The organism is Maricaulis sp. (genome assembly GCF_034670125.1).
GTDB lineage: Bacteria > Pseudomonadota > Alphaproteobacteria > Caulobacterales > Maricaulaceae > Maricaulis.
On the sequence record NZ_JAXMOC010000007.1, the window covers coordinates 81,887 to 104,715 of the forward strand.

Below are 22,829 nucleotides of genomic sequence, written 5' to 3' on the forward strand. Positions count from 1 at the left end.
ATGCGTGAACCCCTTCGCTTCCTCACCGTGCTGGCCGTCCTGATGGGCGGTCTGTTGGGGCTCAAGACATTGTCGATTGCCAATGGGGCGGCCGACTGGTGGGAGGCCCAGGGCAGCGCCATGGCGGCAGAAGTCACCGAGCAGGCCCATGACGAGCCTGACGTGGGCGAGGGCGATGATGCGCCCATCATGCCGGCCGATCATGCCGCAGCGGCGCCGGCCGAAGATGAGCCAAGCGCGTCGGACGTGTCAGCAGCCTTCGCCGAGCGGATTGCCAGTGGTGCCCGGACGGCCGAGGAGGAGCGTGTCATCTATCGACTGCGCGAACGCTCGGCCGAACTCGACAGCCGCGAGCGCGAGCTGGAGACGCGCGAGGCCTTGATGCTGGCGATGGAACAGCAGGTGGACACCAAGATCACGGAGCTGAATGCGCTGCGGACCCAGATCGAGAGCCTGTCCGGCGAGCTGTCGGAGCGTGAGGATGAAGACATGCAGGTGATCGTGTCCTGGTATTCGGCCATGGACCCGCGTGATTCCTCGGAGCGCATCGCAACGCTCGACATGGACACCCAGTTGCAGATCGCGTCGCGCATGTCGCAGCGCACGTTCGGGGCGATCCTGGCCGAAATGAATACCGGTGCCGCCGCGGCATTGACCGAGCGCATGGCGCGCCGGTCCGATCTGCCGGAAACCGTCGCCGAGCTGGAGGCGCGGATTGCCGAGGGCGACTAGACATACGGCCGGCCTTGCCGGATGCGTCCTGCCGCTGTTGCTGGCGTCAACAGCCCTGGCCCAGTCGCCAGCCACGCTCAGTGTCGAGCGTGGCGATAACGCCCTGCGCCTGCTGATCGACTATGACGACGCGGTGGCCGACAGGCAGCCGACGGCGCAGGTATCCGTCGAGCACACCGTCCTCATTGCCCGCCTCTCCGAGCCGCTGGACGCGGATGTATCGGCCCTCGTCGGGGAGCTCCAGGGCCTTGCCGCCCGGGCCAGGCTGGACGCTGACGGGTCAACGCTCCGGATCGCGCTCAACCAGTCGGTCGATGCCTATGCGTCCGCCAGCTACGACCAGATCGCGATCGATTTCGTCCCCTTGGGCGGTGCCCGGCCGGACGCCATCGTCTCGCCGCGCGAGGCGCGTGAAATCGAGGCGGCGCGCCTCGCCGCCGACCAGGCCGCCCTGCCACCGCCACCACCGCCGCCGGCCGAGGCGTTGCCGGTGCAATACCGGGTCGGACAGGCAACCGAATACACCCGGATTGAATTGATGTGGCCGCGCGAGGTCGCGGTGTCGGTCAGCCAGTCCGGCGATGTCGCAGAAGTGCGGTTCGCCGAGCCGGCCGAGATTGATCTGAGCCGTCTGGCCGGGTCACCGCCGCGCTTTCTCAATGGGCTGACCGCGACGCGGGAAGGCGACGAGTTCGTCCTGACGCTCGAGGTCGAACCGGGGGTCCAGGTGCGGGCCTGGGGCGAGAACGGGCGGGTCGCCATCGATCTCCCAGACCCGGCCTTTACCGACGCCGAAACCCTGTTGGCGCAAATCGAGGCGGCCGCCGGTGCAGAATTGGCCGCCGCCAACCCGGTCGACGAAGGCATGGAACCGGCGGAGGCAGCACCGGTTGCCGTACCCCGCCCGCAGCGCGAGACGCCGACGCGCCCCGCCCAGGCCGCCGAGCCGGTCGCTACCGATACACCGCCGCCAGCAACCGTCGCTGACCCGAGTTCTCCAGCCCCCCTCGTGGCCCAGTCGGCGGGGGCAAACCCGGTCCCGGCTGATGGCGTCGTGCGCGCGGAAGTCTCGGATTTCAATGGAGACCTGCGGATCGACTTCAACTGGCAGGCCCCCCTTGGCATGGCAGTTTTCCGCCGCGGCGAGGCGATCTGGGTGGTGTTCGATGCCGCTGCCGAGCTTGACCTGCGCGAACTCGACGGGGCCAGTCGACGCCATATACGGAATTTTGTCGGCGTTGATGGCGAGACCTATTCGGCGGCGCGCCTGATCGTACCCGCAACTTCGCAGGCGGAAGCCCGCGTCGACGGCAATCGCTGGACCGTCGTCCTGTCCGAGCGGATCGATGCGCCGCCGCGTCCGATCACCGTACGCCGCGATGCCCGTCGCGGACGGCCCGGCCGTATCCTCATGGACATGTCGAGTGCCCACGCCATTCGCTGGATCGATGATCCGGTGGTCGGCGACACGGTGGGCGTGATCACTGCGCTCGGTCCCATCCAGGGACTGGCCGCGCGGAGCGAATTTGTCGGCGGCGCCCTGCTGCCAAGCGCCCAGGGCGGCGCTGTCCAGGCGATTGCCGAAGACATCGAGATTACACTGATTGGAGCCGGTGCGGCGATCAGCCGACCCAGCGGACTGGACCTGACGCCGGCGGCCACTGCCGGCCGGGCTGATCCGGATACGTCGGTGCTGGCCAATATTTCCTCGCCGGCATTGATGTATTTCGACGCCTGGCGCGGCGATGGCCGATACATGGACGAGTGGAATGCCCGCTTGCGCCGTACCGCGCTCGAGGACGGTACGGACGGCCAGATCGCACTGGCCCGTTTCCTGTTGGCGCGTGACCTGGCCCCGGAGGCACTCGGCATGCTCGAGCTGGCCACGGCCGCGGAACCGCAACTGGTCGATGATCCGCATGTCCGCGCGCTCCGGGCTGTGGCCAGTTACATGCTGCACCGCCAGGAGGATGCCTCGGCCTATTTGTCTCATGCGTCGCTGGCGCAGGACCCGGCCGCCGACCTCTGGCGCGCGATGGTCGCGGTGGAAGAAGAGCGGTGGCAGGATGCCCGCCGCCGGTTCAGCACGGGCGAGGCGACCGTCTATCATTATCCGCCCGAGTGGCAGGCCCGCTTCAATGCCGCGCACGCCCGTGCCGCGCTGGAGCTCGGCGACACGGCGGCGGCGCAAAATTATCTCTATGCGGTCGAGGCTGGCGATCCGGACTGGCAGACGCGTCTGGATGCCCGATTTGTCGCCGCCCGTCTGGCCGAGATCGGCGGTAATCGCATGGAGGCGATCCGCCGTTTTGAGGAATTGTCGGAATCCGGCCATCCCGAGTCCGAGGCCAGGGCCCTGTATGATCTCAACCGCTTGCAGCTGGAAGAGGGGCTGATTAGCCGCAGCGAGGCCATCGAAAGCCTGGAGAATCTTCGTTTTCGCTGGCGGGGCGACACGATCGAGCTGGAAACCGTCCGCACCCTCGGCGAACTCTACGTCCAGGCCGGCGATTTTGCCGGCGGTCTGGAAACCATGGCGACCGCCCAGGCACGCTTCCCGGAATCGGAAGCGGGACGCCGTATCGGTGAGGACATGGTGTCGATCTTCCGCCGCCTGTTCCTCGATGGCGAGGCTGACCGCATGGATCCGGTCGAGGCCGTCGCGATCTTCTACCAGTATCAGCACCTCGCCCCGATCGGGGCCGATGGTGACCGCATGATCCGTCGCCTGGCCGACCGGTTGATCGCCTTCGATCTGCTCGACCCGGCCGCCGAGTTGTTGCAGCACCAGGTCGACTATCGCCTGCGTGAGCCGCTGGCGCGTGCCCGGGTCGCGACCGATCTGGCGATCGTCTATCTGATGGACCGCCGCTATGAGGATGCGCTCAACACCATCCGCCGGTCGCGCATTGCCGGCTTGCCCGATGAACTGGTCGATGAACGCTATCTGCTGGAAGCCCGCGCCCTGTCCGAACTGGGCCGGTCGGACCAGGCGCTTGAGTTGATCGCCTCGGACCAGTCCGAGGCCGCCAGCCGCTTGCGCGCCGACGTCGCCTGGACCCAGCGCGACTGGCGCAATGCCGGGCGGCGTCTGGAAGGCATTCTGGGCAATCGGTATTCGGATCCGGCACCGCTGGAACCGACCGAGGAAGACGATCTCCTCAGGGCCGCCATCGCCTACAGCCTGTCGCGGGACACAACGGGTGCGGTGCGCCTGGGTGAGCGATATGGCGAAGCAATGACACAGACCGACCAGGCCGCCGCGTTCAGCCTGCTGACCGACGATGGCGCGACGCCGGGCAATGTCCGCTTCTCCGACATGGCCTCCCGAATCGCCAGCATCGATACGCTGGATGCCTTCATGGAGCCGTTCCGGGCGCGCTTCGTGAATGGCGGTGGGCCGAGCTAGCGGTCGCTGCTCCTTCTCCAGACATGCGCACGGCTTATCGTCTTCGCGCGCATTTGCGCCGAAGTGTGGGAGGGAACGGGATGCCGGTGGACACCGGGGTGTCCGATTGGCTGGCAGGCGGTGTCCGTGGTGTCCTCGGCATCCCGCCAAATCTTTGTTGAAAAAAAAGGGTGGGAGGTTTCCCGGGCTGTCTCCACCCCGATTCCAATGCGTCAGGTAGATGGGGTCGGTCGTTTAGTGCCCCGCGACCTGGTCGCACGCCCTGCCAGTGCATATCGGCTGTCACACCGCTGCCCGGACAGGCTCCGCTCGTTTCCGGGCACAAGTGACTGAGCTCGTGCCTCCCGTCCCGAAAACCAAGGCCATTATCGCCTGGTGGCGAGGGGTGGGGATAAGTTTTCGCGGATTTTTGCTGACACGCACTTTCCCTCTCCCCCGGGAGAGGGTCAGGGTGAGGGGTAAATCCCGGTGAAAGCGGGCGTTTCCCCCCTCATCCGGCCTCCGGCCACCTTCTCCCAAGGGAGAAGGAAAGTGGTGCGCAGCGGGGATAAATTACAAAACAAGGGGGCAGGCATATTCAACGCGGCCACCCTGAGCCGGCTCAGTCAACCCAGCCGACAGTGTCGCGCGTTAAATACACCTGGCCCCATTATTCAACTCAACGTTCCGAAACTCTGCACCAGTGATCCCACCACCAGTCGCCAGCCATCGACCAGCACGAAGAAGATCAGCTTGAACGGTAGCGAAATGACGATCGGTGGCAGCATCATCATACCCATCGACATCAGGATCGAGGCGACGACGAGGTCGATGATCAGGAAGGGGATGAACAGCAGGAAGCCGATCTCGAAAGCGCGCCGCAATTCCGAGATCATGAAGGCCGGGGCGACGATCCAGAAGGATGTCGCTTCAGGCGATTCCGGGACGGCGTCCTGGGACATGTCGATGAACAGGGCGAGATCGTCTTCGCGGACATGGCTGAGCATGAAGGTCTTTAAGGGCGCGGTCGACAGGTCGAAGGCTTCGGTCAGCTCGATCTGTTCGTCCAACAGGGGCCGGATGCCCTCGTCATAGGACTGGGTGAAGACCGGCGCCATGATGAAGCCGGTCATGAAAATGGCCAGCGACACCAGCACGGCATTCGGCGGACTTTGTTGCAGGCCGAGCCCGGTACGCAGCAGGGAGAGCACCACGATGATGCGCACGAAGCTGGTGGTCATGATGATGATCGACGGAGCCAGGGACAACACCGTCAACAGCGCCATCAGCTGCAGGACCCGCTCGGTCAGCGCGCCTTCCTGGCCGGCATCGATGGTGACGGTCTGGGCGTCCGCCTGGAAGCCGATCAGCGTGATGACGCCCAGCAGGAATAGCGAAAAACAGGTCCAGAAGCCTTTCCGGGCACTCATGCGGACCCCTCCATCACGTCACGCAGGTCGGCCGCGCTGACCGGTTTGACCGCGCGGCTTGCCAGGACGGTTTCCCGTTCCGCTCCCAACAGCACCACATGTTCCTCGCCATCGGCCTGCAGGATCACCAGCCGGCGACGCGGATCAATGACCAGCGTTTCGCGAAGCTTCAGGCGACGGTCCGATCCACCCAACTGGCGCAATCCGGTCACCTGTTGCAGCAACCAGCCCTTCTGGACGGCATAACCGAACAGCCCCAATCCGCCCAGCAGAACGACGAGGATGGAGATGGCAAACAAGTAGCTGGTCCAGTTGACGATATCGGACATCGAGCCTTGGCCTCATAAACAATAACCACTGTCTGGGGTGATGCGGTTAAGTCCGCGTTAACCGTGCCGGACCACCTTCGTTCATAACCGAGAAAGGGGATTCGCGCATGCGGCCCGACGACGTGCCGGTCCTGGCACTGCTTCGCCAATCGATGAGCTTCCACTCTGATCGCCAGCAGGTGATCGCGGAGAATATCGCCAATGCGAACACGCCGGGCTACACGCCGCGGGACATCGACGAATCCGAATTCCACGCCGCACTGCGGGCCCAGATGGGCGGCGGCGCAGGCAATGCCCGGGGAAGCGGTCGCGGGGCATTGAACCTGACCACAACGGCGGCGAGTCACATTCCGGGTTCAAGCGCCGGTGGTGGCGCGTCATCGGGCTGGGAGACCAGCGAGCGACCGGACTCGGAGACCACAGTGAACGGCAATTCGGTCGTCATTGAAGAACAGATGGTCAGGGCCCAGGACAACCGGATGCGCTATGAGAGCGCGCTGACCCTGTACCAGAAAAGCATCGGACTGCTGCGCACGGCGATCCGTGCGCCGGGCCGATAGGGAGTGATCGATGGGTAACGCTTCAGATACGATGCAGATCTCCGCTTTCGGCATGCGGGCGCAAGCCGCACGGATGCGGATCATCTCGGAGAACATCGCCAACGCCGACTCCACGGCCCGCGAACCGGGCGGTGATCCCTATCGGCGCCAGGTACCGGTTTTCGAGGCCGAGCTGGATCGCGCTACCGGGCTCAATGCCGTGCGCATGACCGATGTCGCGCATGACCAGAGCGAGTTCACGCTTGAATACGATCCCGGTCACCCCGCCGCGAACGCCGAAGGTTATGTCCAGTATTCCAACGTGCAGACGCTGGTGGAAATGATGGACATGCGCGAAGCGATGCGTTCCTACGAAGCCAATCTCAACATGATCGAGAATGCCCGCCGCATGCAGGAGCGGGCGCTGGATCTGCTGCGTCGCTAGAATGGCCGACGCGAGCCCTAGAAACAGGATGAAGGACCCCGTCCATGGCCGCTGATCTCTCTGCCGTACAGGCCTACCAGGCCGCTATCCGCACGGCCCAGCAATCCTCGCTCGGATCGAGCCAGGACAGCGCAGCCGCCAGTGGTGGCCTCGACTTCGGCTCGCTGCTGGGCAATGCCATCGCCGATACCAGCCAGACGCTGGGTCACGCCGAACAGATGACGGCCGCCGGCGCCGCCGGCGAAGCCGAGCTGATCGACGTCGTGACCGCCGTCTCGGCCGCCGAAATCTCGCTGGAAACCGTCGTCGCCGTCCGCGATGAGGTGGTGAAGGCCTATCAGGAAATCCTGCGCATGCCGATCTGATCCATGTGATCACCCGCCCATGCAAAAGCCCCGGCCGAGACCGGGGCTTTTTCATGTCTGGTGGTCGTTGGACCGATGGACGAGGGCTAGTTCTGCTCGCTTTCGACCCAGGCATTCACCCGCTCTTCCAGCACTGAAAGCGGCATGGCGCCCTGGGTCAGCACGACATCGTGGAAGTCGCGGATGTCATAGCTGTCACCGAGCGCTTCTTCGGCCATGCCGCGCAGGCGAAGGATTTCCAGCATGCCGATCTTGTACGCCGTCGCCTGGCCCGGATAGACGATGTAGCGGTCGATTGCCGCAATACTGTCGCCGAGCGGGTTGGGCGTGTTCTCGGCCAGATAATCGATCGCTTCCTGGCGCGTCCACTGGTGATAGTGCAGGCCGGTATCGACCACCAGGCGACAGGCCCGCCACAGCTCCATCGCGAGGCGGCCGAAGTCAGAATAGGGGTCGGAATAGAAACCGTATTCCAACGGCAGATACTCGGTGTAAAGGCCCCAGCCTTCAGTATAGGCCGTGTAGCCGCCGAAGCGACGGAAAGCGGGGATGCCCTCCAGCTCCTGCATGATGGCCAGCTGCATGTGATGGCCCGGGCTGCCCTCGTGATAGGCGAGGGCTTCCATCTGGTAGGTCGGCATCAGCGACATGTCGCGCAAGTTGGCGTAGTAGACACCCGGACGGGAGCCGTTCGGGGCGGGGCGCTGATAGAAGGCCTTGCCGGCCGCGTCTTCACGGAATTCCTCGACCCGACGTACTTCCAGCGAGGCCTGCGGGAAGGTGTTGAACATCTGCGGCAGGGTTTGCGTCATCGTGTCGATGAGCGAGGTTGCCTCGGCCAGGTATTCGGCCCGGCCCTCATCCGTGTTGGGATAGTAGAACTGCTCGTCGGTGCGCATGAATTCGAAGAAGTCCTGCAGCGACCCTTCATAGCCGACCTGCTCCATGATGCCGCGCATTTCATCGTGGATGCGCGCGACTTCCGAGACGCCGAGCTGGTGGATCTCTTCAGCTGACAGGTCCATCGTCGTGTAGCCGTTGAGCAGGAAATTGTAGAACTCGCCGCCATCGGGGTGCTTCCACACGCCATCATCCTCGGTCGCGACTTCCGCCTGTTCCTCGAACAGGGCGATGACGCGTTCATAGGCCGGGGCGACCGCCTCGGTGAGGGCGGCTTCGGCGTCATTTATCAGACGGGCCTTCTCGGCGTCATCGATGTCCAGCGCTTCGACCTTGCCGGTGAAGTCGGCGAGCAGCGGGCTGGCCTCCCCATCGTCGAACGGAGCGCCCGAAATGATGTTGCGGGCCGTCGCGATCATCGGCTCGTAGGTCCATTGCGGGGTCAGCACGCCCAGTTCGGCCGAGCGGCGCGAATTGGCGATGTTCTGGTCCAGATAGGTCGGCAGATTGCGCAGGCGGCCGATATAAGCTTCGGCGTCCTCGGCCGTATCGACGCGGTGATTGTTGATCAGGAAGGAGGCCGCATTCATGTGAGGGCCGGAACGCGGCGTGAAGGTGTAGCCGTGATCATTCCAGCGCTGGGCTTCCTCGGCGCGCTCGGCATTGTATTCGAACAGGCGCCAGGACAGCTGCGCGCTATCGTCCAGGGCGTCAAAATCGAAGGTTTCACGCATGTGCGCAAGATCGGCCTGGCCGAGTTCATAGCCTTCCCGGGCGTATTCCGGCGACGCGTCCGACCACTGGTCGTAATTGGTCTTCATGCCGAGATAGGTCTGGGTCATTGGCGACCGTGCGACATTGCGGTCAAACACATCCTGGAACCAGGCATTGAGGCGATCGGACTCCGTCTCCTCCAGGCTCGCGGTTTCAATCTGTTCCGTGGTGGCCGTCGCAGCCGTGTCGGCCGGTACGGTGTCGGTGACAGCGGCGGTGTCCTCGGTCGCATTGCAGGCGGCGAGGAGGGCGAGTGCCGAGACGCCGGCGGTCCAGTGTGAAATACGCATTTGCTTACCCCTTCAGGTGCATCATTGGGGCGTTTCGGCCCGCTTTTCGTCGACATAATCATTGATCAATGCGGTCAGTACAGCCAGTGGCAAAGACCCATTGGTGAGAACGACATCGTGGAATTCGCCATAGTCGAAGGCGTCGCCCAGTTCGGCCTGCGCGAAGTCGCGCAATTGCCGGATCCTCATCTGCCCGGTCTTGTAGGACGTCGCCTGGCCCGGCCAGACGATATAGCGCTCGACCTCGCGGGTGATCTCCTCCTCGGTGAACGAGGTGTTGGTCCGCAGATAGTCGATGGCATCCTCGCGCGACCATTGCAGCGAATGGATGCCGGTATCGACGACCAGGCGGCCGGCGCGCCACAACTCATAGGCGAGGCGTCCGAAATCCTGGTAGGGATCGTCGAACAGGCCCATGTCCTTGCCCAGGCTCTCGGCGTACAGCGCCCAACCCTCGCCGAAGGCCGACAGGTAGAGGAAGCGCTGAAACATCGGCGTGCCGACCTGCTCCTGCGCCAGGGTGAGCTGGAAATGGTGGCCGGGAATGCCCTCGTGATAGGCCAGCGTCTCCATCTGGTAGATCGGCAGGTTCCGCATGTTCAGCGTGTTGGCGTAATAGATGCCCGGCCGGGACCCATCCAGGGCGCCGGTATTGTAGAAGGCGGTCGGTGACCCGGCGGCGCGATAGGCCTCGACCTCGCGCACGACCATCTCGCCCTGCGGCAGGGTGTCGAAATAGTCCGGGATGACACCGCGAACGCGGTCGAACACGTCCGAGACCTCGGCAATGTAGCGCGCGCGACCCTCATCGGTGGACGGGTAGTAGAATTGCTCGTCGGTGCGCATGAACTCGAAGAAGTCCTGCAAGGTGCCCTCAAAGCCGACCTGCTCCATGATATTGCGCATCTCGCCATGAATGCGATCGATCTCGGCCAGCCCGGTATCGTGCACCTCTTGCGGCGAAAGGTCCGGCAGGGTGGTGAAGGCGGCCAGCTGGCTTTGGTAATAAGCCTCACCATTCGGCAGTTTCCAGGCGCCGTCGCGCTCGTCGGTCATCGCTTCGTGGCGTTCGAACATCGCGATCAGCCGGTCATAGGCCGGGCCCACGACACCTGTCAGCGCGGTGGTGCCGCGGGCGATCAGGTCGGCCTTGGCGTCATCGTCGATGTTGAGAGCCTCGACCTTGGCTGTGAAGTCGGCGAGCAGGGGTGACACCGCATCACTGTCATCAAACGGGGCACCGGTGACGACCGCACCGGTATTGCCGATCAGGTATTGAAAGGCGAAGCGGGGCGGAATGACGCCGGCTTCGGCCCGGACATCGGCGCGGGCGATCAGCGTGTCGAGGACCGGCCCGATGCCGTTGAGCCGCGAGATATAGGCCTCGGCATGGTCGACATTCTCGACACGGTGCTGGCCGATCAGGGTCGAGGGCAGACCGGTATGCGGGCCGAACATCTGCGTAAAGACGTAGGTCTGGTCCCGGAAGTCGAACTGGCGGATGCCGGTTTCCTGCAGGTATTCGAACACCCGCCAGGACACGCTGGCATCGCGGTCGAGGGCGTCAAAATCGAAGTTTTCGCGCATGTAGGCGAGGCGTTCGATGCGGCGCTGCTGGGCAGCCTCGGCGGCGGCATCGCTGACATCATCCCAGCGGCCATAAGCGTCAAGGTCGTCGATCCGGCCAAGGCCGGTCTGTTGTTGCGGCGACCGGTCGAGGTCGGCCTCGAACAGGTCGGCATACCAGGCGTAAAGGCGTTCGCTCTCGGTCTGTTCGACCGGTGCTGCAGCTGCGTCAGTCGCCGTTCCGGCGCCCGGGTCGGTCGCCGGGGCAGCGGCTTGCGGTGAACAGGCGGCGGCGATGGCCAAAACCGAGGCGGCCGCGAGCCAGTGTTGCAGGCGTTTCATGGTGTCTCCCCCGGCAGGCCCTGCCTCTCCCGGGACAGGACGGCCGCTCAATCGAACCGGGCGGCAGAATAACCTGCCGCCCGGTCGGACTGTCAAACGATGGTCGCAATGCGGGCCGGTTATTCGGCCAGCTTGCGGGCAATCCAGTCATTGACCAGTTCTTCCAGCAAGGTCAGCGGGATCGAGCCATTGGTCAGCACGATGTCATGGAACTCCCCATAGCTGAATTCGTCACCCAGCTGGTCCATGGCCCGCTGGCGCAGGTCGAGGATGGTCAGCATGCCGACCTTGTAGGACACCGCCTGACCCGGCCAGACCATGTAGCGACGGACCTCGTTGACGATGTCGCCTTCCGGCATGGGCGTGGTGGCCAGCATGTAATCGACGGCCTCCTGCTCGCTCCACTGCAGGTGATGGATGCCGGTGTCGACGACCAGGCGGGCGGCGCGGAAGACCTCATAGGAGAGGCGACCGAAGTCCTGGTAGGGATCGGTGAAGAAGCCCATGTCCTTGCCGAGATTTTCGGCATACAGCGCCCAGCCTTCGCCATAGGCGGAATACCATTGCAGGCGCTGGAACATCGGCGCGTTCTCGAGCTCCTGGGCCAGCGACGACTGGAAATGGTGACCCGGAGCGCCTTCGTGATAGGCGAGGGATTCCATCAGATAGGTCGGGTTGTCACGCATGTTGGCGAGATTGACGTAATAGGCGCCTGGTCGCGTGCCATCGAGGGACCCTGGCTCGTAGAAGGCCCCGGTCGCCGTCGTGATGCGGTATTCCTCAACCGCACGGACCTCGAGTTCCGCTCGCGGAAGCTGACCAAAAAATTGCGGTGCGGCATCACTGATCTGGTCGATCATTGCGGCCGACTCGGTCAGATAGCGCTGACGGCCTTCCTCAGAGTCCTCATAGTAGAATTCATCGCTTGTGCGCAGGTGCTGGAAGAAGTCCTGGAGCGATCCCTCGAAGCCGACCGTTTCCATGATGGTGCGCATCTCGCCATGGATGCGCTCGACCTCGTCCAGACCTGTCTGGTGGATCTGGTCGGCGGTCATGTCCGACCGGGTCGTGTAGTTCATCAGCTGGCTGCGATAATAGGCCTCGCCCTCGGGCAGGGACCAGGCGCCGTTATTGGCGCCATCGGCCATTCCGGCATGCGCTTCCATGGTCGCGATCAGATGGTCATAGGCCGGACCGACGCTGGTCAATAGCGCCGCTTCGGCGCGGTCGAGCAGGCCGTCGCGGGTCTCGTCATCCAGGTCGATTTCACCGAGTTTGGACTGGAAGTCGGCCCAGAGCGGTGAGTCGTCGGGGCTGTCGTCGAACGGAGCGCCCGTAACAAAGCGTCGGGCGGCCCCGATGATGATCGGATAGGCGAAGGCGGGCGCCAGAACGCCCTGTTGCGCGCGGTCATCAGCCTGCTGGGTGGCGGTGTTGAGGACATCGCCCATTCCCTGCAGGCGGCTGACATAGGCTTCGGCGTGATCGACGTTCTCGATACGATGATAGCCGATCATCGTGGAGGCGAGGCCGGTGTGGGGGCCGAAGAAAGACGAGTAAACGTAGCCGTGATCCCAGAACTCCGATTGCTGGGCATTGTTCTCGGTGATGAATTCGGCGAAGCGCCAGGTGACCTGGGCCTCGGGTGTCAGCGCCTCATAGTCGAAATTCTCGTGCATGAAGCGTTGGCGCTCGGCGGCGCGCTCGAGCCCGGCGCGGAACGCCTCCTCGCTCGGGTCGTCCCAGCGGCCATAGGCATCAAGATCATCGATCATGCCCAGATAGGTCTGACCGATCGGCGAGTAGGCCATTTCCGCTTCGAATTCCTGCTGGAACCAGGCGTAAAGGCGTTCGGTCTCGGTCTGCTCACTCGCCGCGGCCGGCTCGGAGGCGGACCCGGCGGCCGGCGGATTCGCGGTTGCAGTCGCCGTCTCGGCTTCCTCGGCCGGCGTGCAAGCGCCTGCCAGGACAAGGGCGCTCGCGCTGGCGAGCAGGAGGTGTAGGCGCATGGTTGGATGTCCCCGTTTACAAGAATTGACCATTTCTTAACGCTGCTGGAGCATGCGTAAACATAATTAACCGTAAGACCGATTCTCCCCGCTCGTGCTGAGGCGAGACCCGTGACCGGACCTGAAGTTCTTGATTTTGCAAGGGAAGCCATCTGGCTCATGCTTGCCATGGCGGCGCCGATCATGCTGGTCGGCTTGGCTGTGGGTGTCACGATCGCGTTATTCCAAGCCTTGACGCAAGTGCAGGAAATGACATTGGTCTTCGTCCCGAAGATCATTGCCATCTTCGTCGCCTTGTTGTTGTTCCTGCCCCTGATGGGCGGCTTGATGGCCGGATTCATGGCGATGGTGTTCGACCGGATCGCCAATCCATGATCCCCGAACTCCCCGCGCTGGTTTATGCCGCCGGACTGGTCTTCGCGCGGCTCGGGGCGATCCTGATGCTTCTGCCCGGTTTCGGGGAACCCTCGATCCCGGTCCGCTTCCGCCTCGCCTTTGCCTTGCTGCTTTGCCTGATCATGGGGCCGATCATCGCGCCGTCGCTGCCGGTCATGCCGGCGCAGCCCCTGGCGATGGCCGGCATCGTGATGAGCGAGTTGATCATCGGGTTGATGATCGGGGCCGTCGCCCGCATCTTCATGTCGACAGCGGCGGTGGCGGGACAGATCATCGCCATGCAGTCGGGCCTGGCGATGGCGATGTCCTTTGACCCGTCGCAAGGCGCCCAGGGCTCACTGATCGCAACCTTCCTGAACCTGACGTTCCTGATGCTGCTGCTGGCGACCAACACCCATCACATGCTGCTGCAGATGGCGGCCAATTCCTATCAGGTGTTCGATCCGGGCAGTATGCCCTCGATGACCGATGCGGCGGAATGGGCCTTGGATGCGTTTGTCGACGCGTTTCGCATCGGGGTGCAGCTGGCATCGCCGCTGATCATGTATGGCCTGCTCTTCTATCTGGCACTGGGTGTCCTCTCCCGATTGATGCCGCAAGCGCAGATCTTCTTTATCGCCATGCCTTCGAATATCATGATCGGTCTGTTCATCCTCACCATCGCGCTGGGCGCCATGAGTGCGGTCTGGCTGGAGCGCATGCAACGCTTCGCCCTGGACATGAACTGAGAAGGCTGAACCCGCATGGCCGAAGGCGAAGACGACAGCCAGAAAACGGAAGAGCCGACCCAGCGGCGGCTGGATGACGCGCGCAAGAAGGGCGATGTTGCCAAGTCACAGGAGATTCCCGGCTGGTTCGTGCTGGCGGCCGGCCTTGCCCTGTTGAGCTTCATTTTCCCGATGATGTCCCGGGCGCTGGCCGGTTATCTGGAGGGCTTCCTGGAGCATCCGCATGATTTCGCGGTCGATCCGGGCGCCATGATGGCGATGATCCAGTCGGTGGCTTGGCAGTCGGTGGCCATTGTCGGTTTGCCGATCGGCGCGCTGGCCGTGGCGGGGTTCGCCGGACATTACGTCCAGCAGGGGATGTTGTTCACCACCGAGAAGATCCAGCCCAAGCTGAGCAAGCTCAATCCGGTCGAGGGGTTCAAGCGTAATTTCGGACCGCAAGGACTGGCCAACTTCCTCAAGGGTGTCGGCAAGATGGCGCTGGTCGCCGTGGCGGCTTTCCTGGTCATTTATCCCAAGCGGGAAATCCTCGCCGGTCTGCCGGCGCTGGATATCGGTTCCCTGCTGTCCCTGGTTCGCCAGGGTGCGATCGAATTGCTGCTGGCGGCCCTGACCGTTTATGCCGTGATTGCGGGGCTCGACTACATTTTCCAGCGCCAGAGCTTCATGAAGCGCAACCGGATGTCGCGGCGCGAGATCAAGGACGAGATGAAGCAGTCGGAAGGCGACCCGCTGGTCCGTGCCAAGCTGCGTCAGCTTCGCCAGGAGCGCTCGCAGCGGCGGATGATGACCAAGGTCCCGGATGCGACGGTCGTCGTCACCAACCCCACCCACTACGCCATCGCGCTGCACTATGTGCAGGGAGAGACCCCGGCGCCGGTCTGTGTCGCCAAGGGTGTGGACGAAGTCGCATTGCGCATCCGCGAGCTGGCCGAGGAGCATGGCGTTCCCATTGTCGAGGATCCGCCGCTGGCGCGTGCGCTGCACGCCACCGCCGATCTCGACGAGGAGATTCCCACAGAGCATTTCCAGGCGGTGGCAAAAGTCGTCGGCTATGTTCTGTCTCTCTCGCAGGGACGGCGCGCACGATACCGCCCGAGCGAGTAGACTTCCTGCAAGCAGTCCTGATTCGCGCCGGAGAGCCGCATGGCCGATACGTCCCCAACCACCCCGCAAGTTGATGCCGGACCGATCGACGCCGGAAACGGCGGCAAGCGCTTCTGGTCGAAACCCGCCGCGCGCGTCGCTTTCTGGATATGCGGCGGGATCGCGGTCGCTGCGGCGGCTGTGGCGCTGATCGGGGCGGGGCAGGATGGCGGGCATGGCCTGGTCTACCTGTTCGGCCTTGCGGTCATTGCGGTGTTGATCCTGTTCGCCATCGCGGCGGGTGAGGCGGCGGGCCAGACCATGCGCCGCCAGGTGGCACGCAACACCGCACCGACCACTGCCGAGCTGGGGTATGCGGCCATGGACGGGTTTCCCGACCCGGTCCTGATTTCGGATCAGCGCGGTGCCGCGCGCTGGGCCAATGCGGCCTATCGGGACCTGGCCCGGCAGGCCGGCGGGTTCGGACAGAGTTTCGGCCTGCCGACCGTTGACCGCCTGTGGGCCGGGTCCGGCGGTGGTGATGGCACAATCTATCGCCTGGCCCGCTCGGCGGCCCGGGGCGAAATGGCCCGGGAGCTGCTGCCGCCGCTCGATCTGGGTGAGCATGGTGTCCGGCGCTTCAGCCTGGAAGCTGCACCCCAGGCCGATGAGCTCATCCTGTGGCGCCTGTCACCGCAGGGCGATGCCGACACTGCGGCATCGGGAGCGCTGTCGGACTGGTCGCAGCACTCCCCCGTTGCGCTCTTTTCGCTGCGGCCCAACGGCGATGTGCCGATGGCGAATGCGACCTTGCGGGACTGGCTGGGGCTGGCCGAGGGCGCGGCCCTGCCGCCGCTGAAGGACATGCTCACCGGCGATGGTGCCCGGCGCGTGCTGCAGACCCGGGGCGGAGACGGTGTCGCCCGTATCGATGCCCGTTTGAAGGCCCGCGACGGCATTGAAAGCCCGGTCGCGATTGCGGTTGAGTGGGCCGCCGGCGAGCCGTCCGTCGGCCGCGCGGTGATGTACGGCCTGTCGGTCACCGGTGCGCCTCCGGGTGTGTCACAGGCCATGGCCGACGGCGCGACCACCGAGTCCCGACCGGCAGGGCGGACCCTCGACGACATGTTCGGCAATGCGCCCTTCGGCGTGGTCCGGCTGGATGGCGCCGACCCGGAAACCGCGATGATCGAGGACGCCAATCCGGCGCTGGTCCAGTTGTCCGGCGGCAAGGCCCTGCCCGGGATCAAGTTCTGTGACCTGTTCAACTGGGAAGATGGTCGCTCGCCGACCGACGCCTTTGCGGCGGCCATGGCCGGCAGCAGCGACCCGGCCGAAGCCCGCATCGATCGGGAAGACAAGGGTGTCTATGTCCACCTCGCCTTTGCACCGGCCCGGGGTGGCAAGCGGGTGGCCTATGTCATCGACGTGACCGCCTGGAAAGAGCTGGAGCGCCAGTTCAGCCAGGCCAACAAGATGCAGGCCGTCGGCCAGCTGGCCGGCGGTGTTGCCCACGACTTCAACAATCTTTTGACCGCGGTCCGGCTCAATTGTGACGAGCTCCTGAACCGTCACCCGGTCGGCGACCCGGACTATTCCGAGCTGCAATCGATCAACCAGACCGTTGCTCGCGCCGCAGGTCTGGTGCGCAAGCTGCTCGCCTTTTCGCGCAAGCAGACCTTCCGCATGGAGACGCTGGAGATCGGTGACCTCCTGTCGGATGTCTCGGTCCTGCTGCGCCAGATCGTCGAGGAGACGGTCCGGCTGGACATCAAGCATGGCCGTGACCTGCCGTTGATCAAGGCCGACAAGGGCCAGCTGGAAACCGCCATCATCAATCTCGCCGCCAATGCCCGCGACGCCATGCGCGACAATGGCGGTGGCTCGCTGATCGTGAAAACCTCCCGGATCGATGCCGACGCCGTGCGCAGTGCGGGGGCTCCCAATCCACGCGAGGGCGACTGGCTGGCCATTGCGGTGACCGATGAAGGTCACGGCATGGACAAGGAGACGATGGAGAAGATCTTCGAACCCTTCTTCACCACCAAGGAGGCGGGCAAGGGCACGGGGCTGGGCCTCGCCACTGTCTACGGCATCGTCAAACAGTCCGGCGGCTTCCTGTTTGCCGACAGTGAGGTGGGCAAGGGCACGACCTTCACCATCTACCTGCCCGGTCACGAGCCGACCGAGGAAGAGGCCAGCGAACTTGAGCAGGCCGAGGTCGCCAAGACCGTCGAGAAAGCGCCGGCCGACCTGTCCGGTCGGGGCCGCATCCTGCTGGTCGAAGACGAGGACGCTGTCCGCCAGATCGCTGCCAAGACGCTGGTCAAACGCGGCTATGATGTGGTCGAGGCCTGCGATGGCGAAGAGGCCTATGAAATCCTCGAGGATGACGAGGAGGGGTTCGACCTGATGATCTCCGATGTCGTCATGCCGGGCCTTGACGGTCCGGGCCTGCTGAAGAAAGCCCGCGACATGCTGGGCGACACCCGCGTGGTCTTCATCTCCGGCTATGCCGCCGAACAATTCTCCGAAACCCTGTCCCAGGAACAGGACGTGTCCTTCCTGCCCAAGCCGTTCACGCTGACCCAGCTGGCCGAGAAGGTGAAGGAAGAACTGGGTCAGAAGGGCGAATAGCCACGCGCAGCCGACCGCAGCCCGGGGCGGTCCGCAGTTTGCGGGCTGACAATTCCGGTGAGATGTCCATAAAGGGTGCAAACGCGCGCTGGCGCGCCAGAACAGGCTGTGCGGACCATCATGGACAAGACTTTCAACCCGAATGACGCGGAAACCCGGATCTATCAGGCCTGGGAAGACAGCGGGGCTTTCCAGCCAAAAGATGACGACAAGGCCGAGGCGTTCTCGATCGTCATTCCGCCGCCCAACGTCACCGGTCGCCTGCATATCGGCCACGCGCTGAACAACACGCTCCAGGACGTTCTGGTCCGCTACAAGCGCATGCTGGGCTGTTCGGTGCTGTGGCAGCCGGGCACCGACCATGCCGGCATCGCCACCCAGATGGTGGTCGAACGCCAGCTGGCCCAGGAAGGCAATATCTCCCGCGCCGATATGGGCCGCGACGCCTTCATCGAGCGGGTCTGGGAATGGAAAGAGGAAAGCGGCGGCGCGATCATGCAGCAGCTGCGCCGCCTCGGTGCCACCTGCGACTGGTCACGCGAGCGCTTCACCCTGGATGAGGGCCTGTCCAAGGCGGTCCTCAAGGTCTTTGTGGAATTGCACCAGCAGGGCCTGATCTACCGCGACAAGCGCCTGGTGAACTGGGATCCGCACTTCCAGACGGCCATCTCCGATCTCGAAGTTGAGAACCGGGAGACACAAGGCCATTTCTGGCATTTCGCCTATCCGCTGGCCGATGGTTCCGGCGAGCTGGTGGTCGCGACCACGCGCCCGGAAACCGTGCTCGGCGACAGCGCGGTTGCCGTCCACCCGGACGATGAGCGCTATCAGCACCTGATCGGCAAGATGATCAAACTGCCGATCGCTGATGTGGAAATTCCGATCGTCGCCGACGAGCACGCCGATCCCGAGCAGGGCACCGGCTGCGTGAAAATCACCCCGGCGCACGACTTCAACGATTTCGAGGTCGGCAAGCGCCATGACCTGCCCAAGGTCAACATCCTCGACCGCGAGGCCCGCCTCCTGACAGCGGATGATGGCACCGGCGGTCTTGATCGCATCCCGGCCGAATGGCGCGGCATGGACCGGTTCGAGGCGCGCAAGAAACTCGTCGCCAAGATGGAGGAGCTGGGCCTGCTCCGCGAGGTCGAGGACAAGACCATCCAGCAGCCTTATGGCGATCGCTCCGGCGTCGTCATCGAGCCCTGGCTCACGGACCAGTGGTATGTGAATGCCGGCGAGCTGGCCAAGGATGCCATCGCCGCCGTCGAGGATGGCCGCACCACCTTCCACCCCAAGACCTGGGAAAAGACCTATTTCGAGTGGATGCGCAATATCCAGCCCTGGTGCATCTCGCGCCAGCTGTGGTGGGGGCATCGGGTTCCGGCCTGGTATGATGAGGACGGCAATGTCTTTGTCGCCGAAAGTGAGGCGGACGCAGTCGAGCAGGCGCGCGCCAAGCATGGCAAGGATGTGGCCCTGACCCAGGACCCCGACGTCCTCGACACCTGGTTCTCCTCCGCGCTCTGGCCTTTCTCGACGCTGGGCTGGCCGGACGACTCGCCGGAGATGGTCGAGCGCTATTACCCGACCTCGGTGCTGATCACCGCCTTCGACATCATCTTCTTCTGGGTTGCCCGGATGATGATGCAGGGCCTGCACTTCATGAAGGTCGCCCCCTTCAAGGACGTCTACATCCACGCCCTCGTCCGTGACGAGAAGGGCCAGAAGATGTCCAAGTCCAAGGGCAATGTGATCGACCCGCTCGAGCTGATCGACGAGTACGGTGCCGACGCCGTTCGTTTCACCTTGGCCGCCCAGGCCGGGCAGGGCCGCGATATCCGCATGTCCAAGGAACGCGTTGAAGGCTATCGCAATTTCGGCACCAAGCTGTGGAATGCCGCGCGCTTTGCCGAGATGAATGAGTGTGTCGTGCCCGAGGGGTATGACCCGAAGACCGTCACCCAGACCGTCAACAAGTGGATCCTCTCCGAGGCCGCCCAGGCGGTCGAGGCGATCAATGCCGGGCTCGACACCTATCGCTTTAACGATGCCGCCGCTGCCGCCTACCGCTTCGTCTGGAACGTGTTCTGCGACTGGCATCTGGAATTTGCCAAACCGCTCTTCAATGGCGAGGACGAGGCCGCCAAGGCCGAGACACGGGCGACGACGGCGTTCGTGCTCGATCAGGCCCTGAAAATGCTCCACCCCTTCATGCCGTTTGTCACCGAGGCGCTGTGGGCCGAGACGGGTGAGCGCTCCAGCCAGCTGATCGTCGCCGACTGGCCACAGCTCGACGGGCTGCAGGACGCCGAGGCCACCGCCGAGATGGACTGGCTGATCAATCTGGTCACCGATATCCGCCGCCTGCGCGCCGAAATGAACATCCCCGCCGGTGCCCAGCTGCCGCTGGTCGCGGTTGATGTCGACGAGGTCGTCGCCCCCCGCTTGTGGCGGCATGACGCCCTGATCAAGCGGATGGCGCGTCTGTCCGCGATCGATCTGTCTGATGCGGTACCGCCAGCCTCTGCCCAGACCGTGCTCGGAACCACAACGCTGGCCCTGCCACTGGAAGGCGTCATCGATTTCGGCGCCGAGAAAGAACGGCTCACCAAGGAAGTCGCCAAGCTGGACGGAGAGATCGGCCGGCTCGAAAAGAAGCTCGGCAATGAGCGCTTCGTCGCCAACGCCCCGGCCGAGGTGGTCGCCGAACAACGTGAGAAACTCACCGACTATGCCGGCCAGAAAGCCAAGATGGCCGAAGCCCTGGCCCGGCTCGAGGCGATGTAATGGACGCGCGCATCCAGGCGCTGTGGCGAGAGAAGCTCGAGCCGTGGCTGGCCGGGCTGGAGGCGGACCGGCTGCGCTTTGTGAAGCGCCGCTGGACGTGGACGGCCGGCGGCATCGTCCTCAGCCTGATCGTGGCTCTGGTGCTCGTGCAGCAGGGCTTCGAGCTCCCACCGGTCATCATGGCGCTCGTGATCGGACCCGTTGGCGGTTTCATGGTCGGCAGTCATGAGCTCGGCAAGCTGTCAAAGCGGATCAAGGCCGAGCTCAACGCCACCATCGCGGACGCGCTGGGGCTGACCTACAGCGCCAGCCCACCGGCTCCGGTCCGGTTCCGCGAGATGCGCGACTATGGGCTGCTGCCGGGGTCTGACCGCCAGAAATTCGAGGACCATTTCGCCGGCCAGCGCGACGGCTGCGACTTCGAGCTCTACGAGGCGCATCTCGAACAGCGACGCCGGTCGAAGAAGCGCACCTACTACGTCACCGTCTTTCGCGGCGTCATCATCCGCATCAATTTTCCGCGCAAGGTCGAGGGGCTGACCGTGATCACGCGGGATGCGGGGTGGTTCAATGGCCTGCAGGCGTTCGGGCGGTCGTTCGGCGGCAAAAAGCTGGAACGGATCGGCCTGGTTGATCCGACTTTCGAGAAGGCTTTCGAGGTCTATGGCAGCGATCAGGTGCTGGCCCGCTACATGCTGACCCCGTCCTTCATGGAGCGTCTGCTGGCGCTGGAAACCAGTCTGGCGGGCAAGAATGTACGCGCGGCCTTCGACGAGCACAGTGGTCAGGGCGAGCTGCTGATCGCGGCGGAAACCGGCAATCTGTTCGAGGTCGGTTCCATGTCGAAACCGCTGACCGATCCCGGGCGTTTCTCGAAAATTGTCGACGAGCTCGACCACATAACCGGCCTGGTCGACCTGCTGATCGCACCGGCGCAGCTGAATGAGCACGAGGCCCGGCAAGGCGGCGATTGATCAGACCGCGGCGTCGATGAGCCGGTCTGCCAGCGCGTTCAGCGCCGCGTCGTCCAGACGGTCGGTTGCCAGGATGGTGCGCGACACGGCTGTGTCACCGCGTTTGCGGGCGCGGTCATAGGCCGGGTCGTAGTGGGTCGACACGAGCGCCGCTGCCAGGGTCTCCCAGTCGCCGGCCCGGGCCAGCTCCTGCCAATCATCGATCACGCTGCGCGCATGAAAGCGGCGCAAGCCGTCAATGGCGGCGAGAAGCTTGGCCGGATCATCCGGCAGATCCGGATAGGCCGTCATCAGATAGCGGGCGCGTTCGGCAATCGGGGCCCGGACCTCCAGACGCGGCGCCGCCTGCATGGCATGCCACAGGCGCGGTGGCACACGCAGCCGACCGACCGAGCGACTTTCCGCCTCGACATAGACCGGACGGCTTGGGTCCAGATCCCGGATTTCCGTCCACAGAGCCGTCTCGAAGGCCTTCTGGCCCGGCTGCGGGTGGTCGGAGAAATCGCCGAAGATCGAGCCGCGATGGCAGGCCAGGCCCTCCAGGTCGATCACCTGTTCGCCCCGCTCGGCGAGCACATGCAGGAGCCGGGTCTTGGCGGTCCCGGTCTGGCCGTCAATGAGGACGACCGGTAGTGGCGTCTCGGTGTCCAGCTGCGCCACGACCTGGCGGCGCCAGGTCCGGTAGCCGCCATCGACCAGCGTCGTTTTCCAGCCGACCGCCGCCAGAATGGTCGCCATCGACTGGGACCGCATGCCGCCGCGCCAGCAATAGACCAGCGGCTTGAACGTCTTGTCCTTGTCGGCGAGGGCCGTGGCGATGTGCTGCGAGATGTTGCGGGCAGCAATGGCCGCCCCCATGCGCCGTGCCTCGAAGACGGAGACCTGTGTGTAGTGGGTGCCCACCCGGGCCCGCTCCTCATCGTCAAGGACAGGAAGATTGATGGCGCCCGGCAGGTGGTCCTCGGCAAATTCCGACGGCGATCGCACATCGATGATGGCATCAAAGCGTTCCAATCCGCGCGCGGATAGGTCATCAGTGGTGGCAATGCGTTGCATCGGCGTGTCGATCCCGGTCATCGGGGCAGACTAGCCAAAAACTCAAGGTACGG

The 22,829-nt window shown here is 64.3% G+C and carries 17 protein-coding genes; 11 read left to right on the forward strand and 6 right to left on the reverse strand.

Features of this window, described 5'->3' with window-relative positions; translation table 11 throughout:
- Both VOI18_RS12680 and VOI18_RS12685 read left to right on the forward strand, forming a co-directional pair.
- On the forward strand, window positions 1-732 hold the full coding sequence (locus VOI18_RS12680) for a hypothetical protein (RefSeq protein WP_323762786.1): 732 nt from the start codon (window positions 1-3) through the stop codon (window positions 730-732).
- Window positions 716-4,141: a hypothetical protein gene (locus VOI18_RS12685; RefSeq protein WP_323762787.1), complete on the forward strand. Its 3,426-nt coding sequence runs from the start codon at window positions 716-718 to the stop codon at window positions 4,139-4,141. The genes VOI18_RS12680 and VOI18_RS12685 overlap by 17 nt, the downstream gene beginning before the upstream one ends.
- A 653-nt stretch (window positions 4,142-4,794) precedes the next feature.
- Here VOI18_RS12685 and fliP read toward each other — a convergent pair.
- Window positions 4,795-5,550 carry a flagellar type III secretion system pore protein FliP gene (gene fliP, locus VOI18_RS12690; protein ID WP_323762788.1) on the reverse strand — a complete coding sequence of 252 codons (756 nt, stop codon included), beginning with the start codon at window positions 5,548-5,550 and terminating at the stop codon, window positions 4,795-4,797.
- Window positions 5,547-5,879, reverse strand: coding sequence for a hypothetical protein (locus VOI18_RS12695; protein ID WP_323762789.1), 333 nt, complete (start codon window positions 5,877-5,879; stop codon window positions 5,547-5,549). Before VOI18_RS12695 ends, fliP begins: the two co-directional genes overlap by 4 nt.
- A 107-nt stretch (window positions 5,880-5,986) precedes the next feature.
- Here VOI18_RS12695 and flgB point away from each other — a divergent pair, with 107 nt between their 5' ends.
- Genes flgB through fliE form a run of 3 tightly spaced genes read left to right on the forward strand, consistent with a single transcriptional unit; the run spans window position 5,987 to window position 7,228 of the window.
- Window positions 5,987-6,439 carry a flagellar basal body rod protein FlgB gene (gene flgB, locus VOI18_RS12700; protein WP_323762790.1) on the forward strand — a complete coding sequence of 151 codons (453 nt, stop codon included), beginning with the start codon at window positions 5,987-5,989 and terminating at the stop codon, window positions 6,437-6,439.
- 10 nt (window positions 6,440-6,449) lie between these two features.
- Window positions 6,450-6,863 (forward strand): flagellar basal body rod protein FlgC, encoded by a 414-nt coding sequence (gene flgC / locus VOI18_RS12705; protein WP_323762791.1) that lies wholly within the window; start codon window positions 6,450-6,452, stop codon window positions 6,861-6,863.
- A gap of 44 nt (window positions 6,864-6,907) precedes the next feature.
- Window positions 6,908-7,228 carry a flagellar hook-basal body complex protein FliE gene (fliE, locus tag VOI18_RS12710; protein ID WP_323762792.1) on the forward strand — a complete coding sequence of 107 codons (321 nt, stop codon included), beginning with the start codon at window positions 6,908-6,910 and terminating at the stop codon, window positions 7,226-7,228.
- Window positions 7,229-7,314: 86 nt separating this feature from the next.
- On the opposite strand, the gene VOI18_RS12715 is transcribed toward fliE, so the two are convergent.
- The 3 genes from VOI18_RS12715 to VOI18_RS12725 form a co-directional block, all read right to left on the reverse strand.
- A complete protein-coding gene (locus VOI18_RS12715) occupies window positions 7,315-9,192 on the reverse strand; it encodes a DUF885 domain-containing protein (RefSeq protein ID WP_323762793.1) in 1,878 nt (625 codons plus the stop codon).
- A gap of 21 nt (window positions 9,193-9,213) precedes the next feature.
- Entirely contained in the window at window positions 9,214-11,100 is a 1,887-nt protein-coding gene (locus VOI18_RS12720; RefSeq protein ID WP_323762794.1) for a DUF885 domain-containing protein, read from the reverse strand.
- A gap of 119 nt (window positions 11,101-11,219) precedes the next feature.
- Window positions 11,220-13,109, reverse strand: coding sequence for a DUF885 domain-containing protein (locus VOI18_RS12725; protein ID WP_323762795.1), 1,890 nt, complete (start codon window positions 13,107-13,109; stop codon window positions 11,220-11,222).
- 111 nt (window positions 13,110-13,220) lie between these two features.
- On the opposite strand from VOI18_RS12725, the gene fliQ reads away from it, so the two are divergent.
- From fliQ to VOI18_RS12755, 6 genes are all read left to right on the forward strand, one after another.
- A complete protein-coding gene (fliQ, locus tag VOI18_RS12730; RefSeq protein ID WP_323762796.1) occupies window positions 13,221-13,484 on the forward strand; it encodes a flagellar biosynthesis protein FliQ in 264 nt (87 codons plus the stop codon).
- The gene (gene fliR / locus VOI18_RS12735) at window positions 13,481-14,233 is read left to right on the forward strand and encodes a flagellar biosynthetic protein FliR (RefSeq protein WP_323762797.1); all 753 of its coding nucleotides are present in this window, start codon (window positions 13,481-13,483) and stop codon (window positions 14,231-14,233) included. Before fliQ ends, fliR begins: the two co-directional genes overlap by 4 nt.
- 15 nt (window positions 14,234-14,248) lie before the next feature.
- Complete coding sequence (gene flhB, locus VOI18_RS12740; RefSeq protein ID WP_323762798.1) at window positions 14,249-15,340, forward strand: flagellar biosynthesis protein FlhB; 1,092 nt, start codon at window positions 14,249-14,251, stop codon at window positions 15,338-15,340.
- A 39-nt stretch (window positions 15,341-15,379) separates the two neighbouring features.
- Window positions 15,380-17,956, forward strand: a complete 2,577-nt coding sequence (locus VOI18_RS12745; RefSeq protein ID WP_323762799.1) for an ATP-binding protein — start codon at window positions 15,380-15,382, stop codon at window positions 17,954-17,956.
- A 117-nt stretch (window positions 17,957-18,073) separates the two neighbouring features.
- Entirely contained in the window at window positions 18,074-20,746 is a 2,673-nt protein-coding gene (locus VOI18_RS12750; RefSeq protein ID WP_416374885.1) for a valine--tRNA ligase, read from the forward strand.
- Window positions 20,746-21,720, forward strand: a complete 975-nt coding sequence (locus VOI18_RS12755; protein ID WP_323762801.1) for a DUF3137 domain-containing protein — start codon at window positions 20,746-20,748, stop codon at window positions 21,718-21,720. Before VOI18_RS12750 ends, VOI18_RS12755 begins: the two co-directional genes overlap by 1 nt.
- Here the strand turns inward: VOI18_RS12755 and mnmH are convergent, their stop codons facing one another.
- On the reverse strand, window positions 21,721-22,797 hold the full coding sequence (gene mnmH, locus VOI18_RS12760; RefSeq protein ID WP_323762802.1) for a tRNA 2-selenouridine(34) synthase MnmH: 1,077 nt from the start codon (window positions 22,795-22,797) through the stop codon (window positions 21,721-21,723).
- Window positions 22,798-22,829 lie beyond the last annotated feature (32 nt).

Excerpts from the sequence above, each read along its gene's own strand:
- VOI18_RS12680 (WP_323762786.1), top strand. The coding sequence starts at position 1 with ATGCGTGAACCCCTTCGCTTCCTCACCGTGCTGGCCGTCCTGATGGGC.
- fliP (WP_323762788.1), bottom strand. The coding sequence starts at position 5,550 with ATGAGTGCCCGGAAAGGCTTCTGGACCTGTTTTTCGCTATTCCTGCTG.
- VOI18_RS12695 (WP_323762789.1), bottom strand. The coding sequence starts at position 5,879 with ATGTCCGATATCGTCAACTGGACCAGCTACTTGTTTGCCATCTCCATC.
- flgB (WP_323762790.1), top strand. The coding sequence starts at position 5,987 with ATGCGGCCCGACGACGTGCCGGTCCTGGCACTGCTTCGCCAATCGATG.
- flgC (WP_323762791.1), top strand. The coding sequence starts at position 6,450 with ATGGGTAACGCTTCAGATACGATGCAGATCTCCGCTTTCGGCATGCGG.
- fliE (WP_323762792.1), top strand. The coding sequence starts at position 6,908 with ATGGCCGCTGATCTCTCTGCCGTACAGGCCTACCAGGCCGCTATCCGC.
- VOI18_RS12715 (WP_323762793.1), bottom strand. The coding sequence starts at position 9,192 with ATGCGTATTTCACACTGGACCGCCGGCGTCTCGGCACTCGCCCTCCTC.
- VOI18_RS12720 (WP_323762794.1), bottom strand. The coding sequence starts at position 11,100 with ATGAAACGCCTGCAACACTGGCTCGCGGCCGCCTCGGTTTTGGCCATC.
- VOI18_RS12725 (WP_323762795.1), bottom strand. The coding sequence starts at position 13,109 with ATGCGCCTACACCTCCTGCTCGCCAGCGCGAGCGCCCTTGTCCTGGCA.
- fliR (WP_323762797.1), top strand. The coding sequence starts at position 13,481 with ATGATCCCCGAACTCCCCGCGCTGGTTTATGCCGCCGGACTGGTCTTC.
- flhB (WP_323762798.1), top strand. The coding sequence starts at position 14,249 with ATGGCCGAAGGCGAAGACGACAGCCAGAAAACGGAAGAGCCGACCCAG.
- VOI18_RS12745 (WP_323762799.1), top strand. The coding sequence starts at position 15,380 with ATGGCCGATACGTCCCCAACCACCCCGCAAGTTGATGCCGGACCGATC.
- VOI18_RS12755 (WP_323762801.1), top strand. The coding sequence starts at position 20,746 with ATGGACGCGCGCATCCAGGCGCTGTGGCGAGAGAAGCTCGAGCCGTGG.
- mnmH (WP_323762802.1), bottom strand. The coding sequence starts at position 22,797 with ATGACCGGGATCGACACGCCGATGCAACGCATTGCCACCACTGATGAC.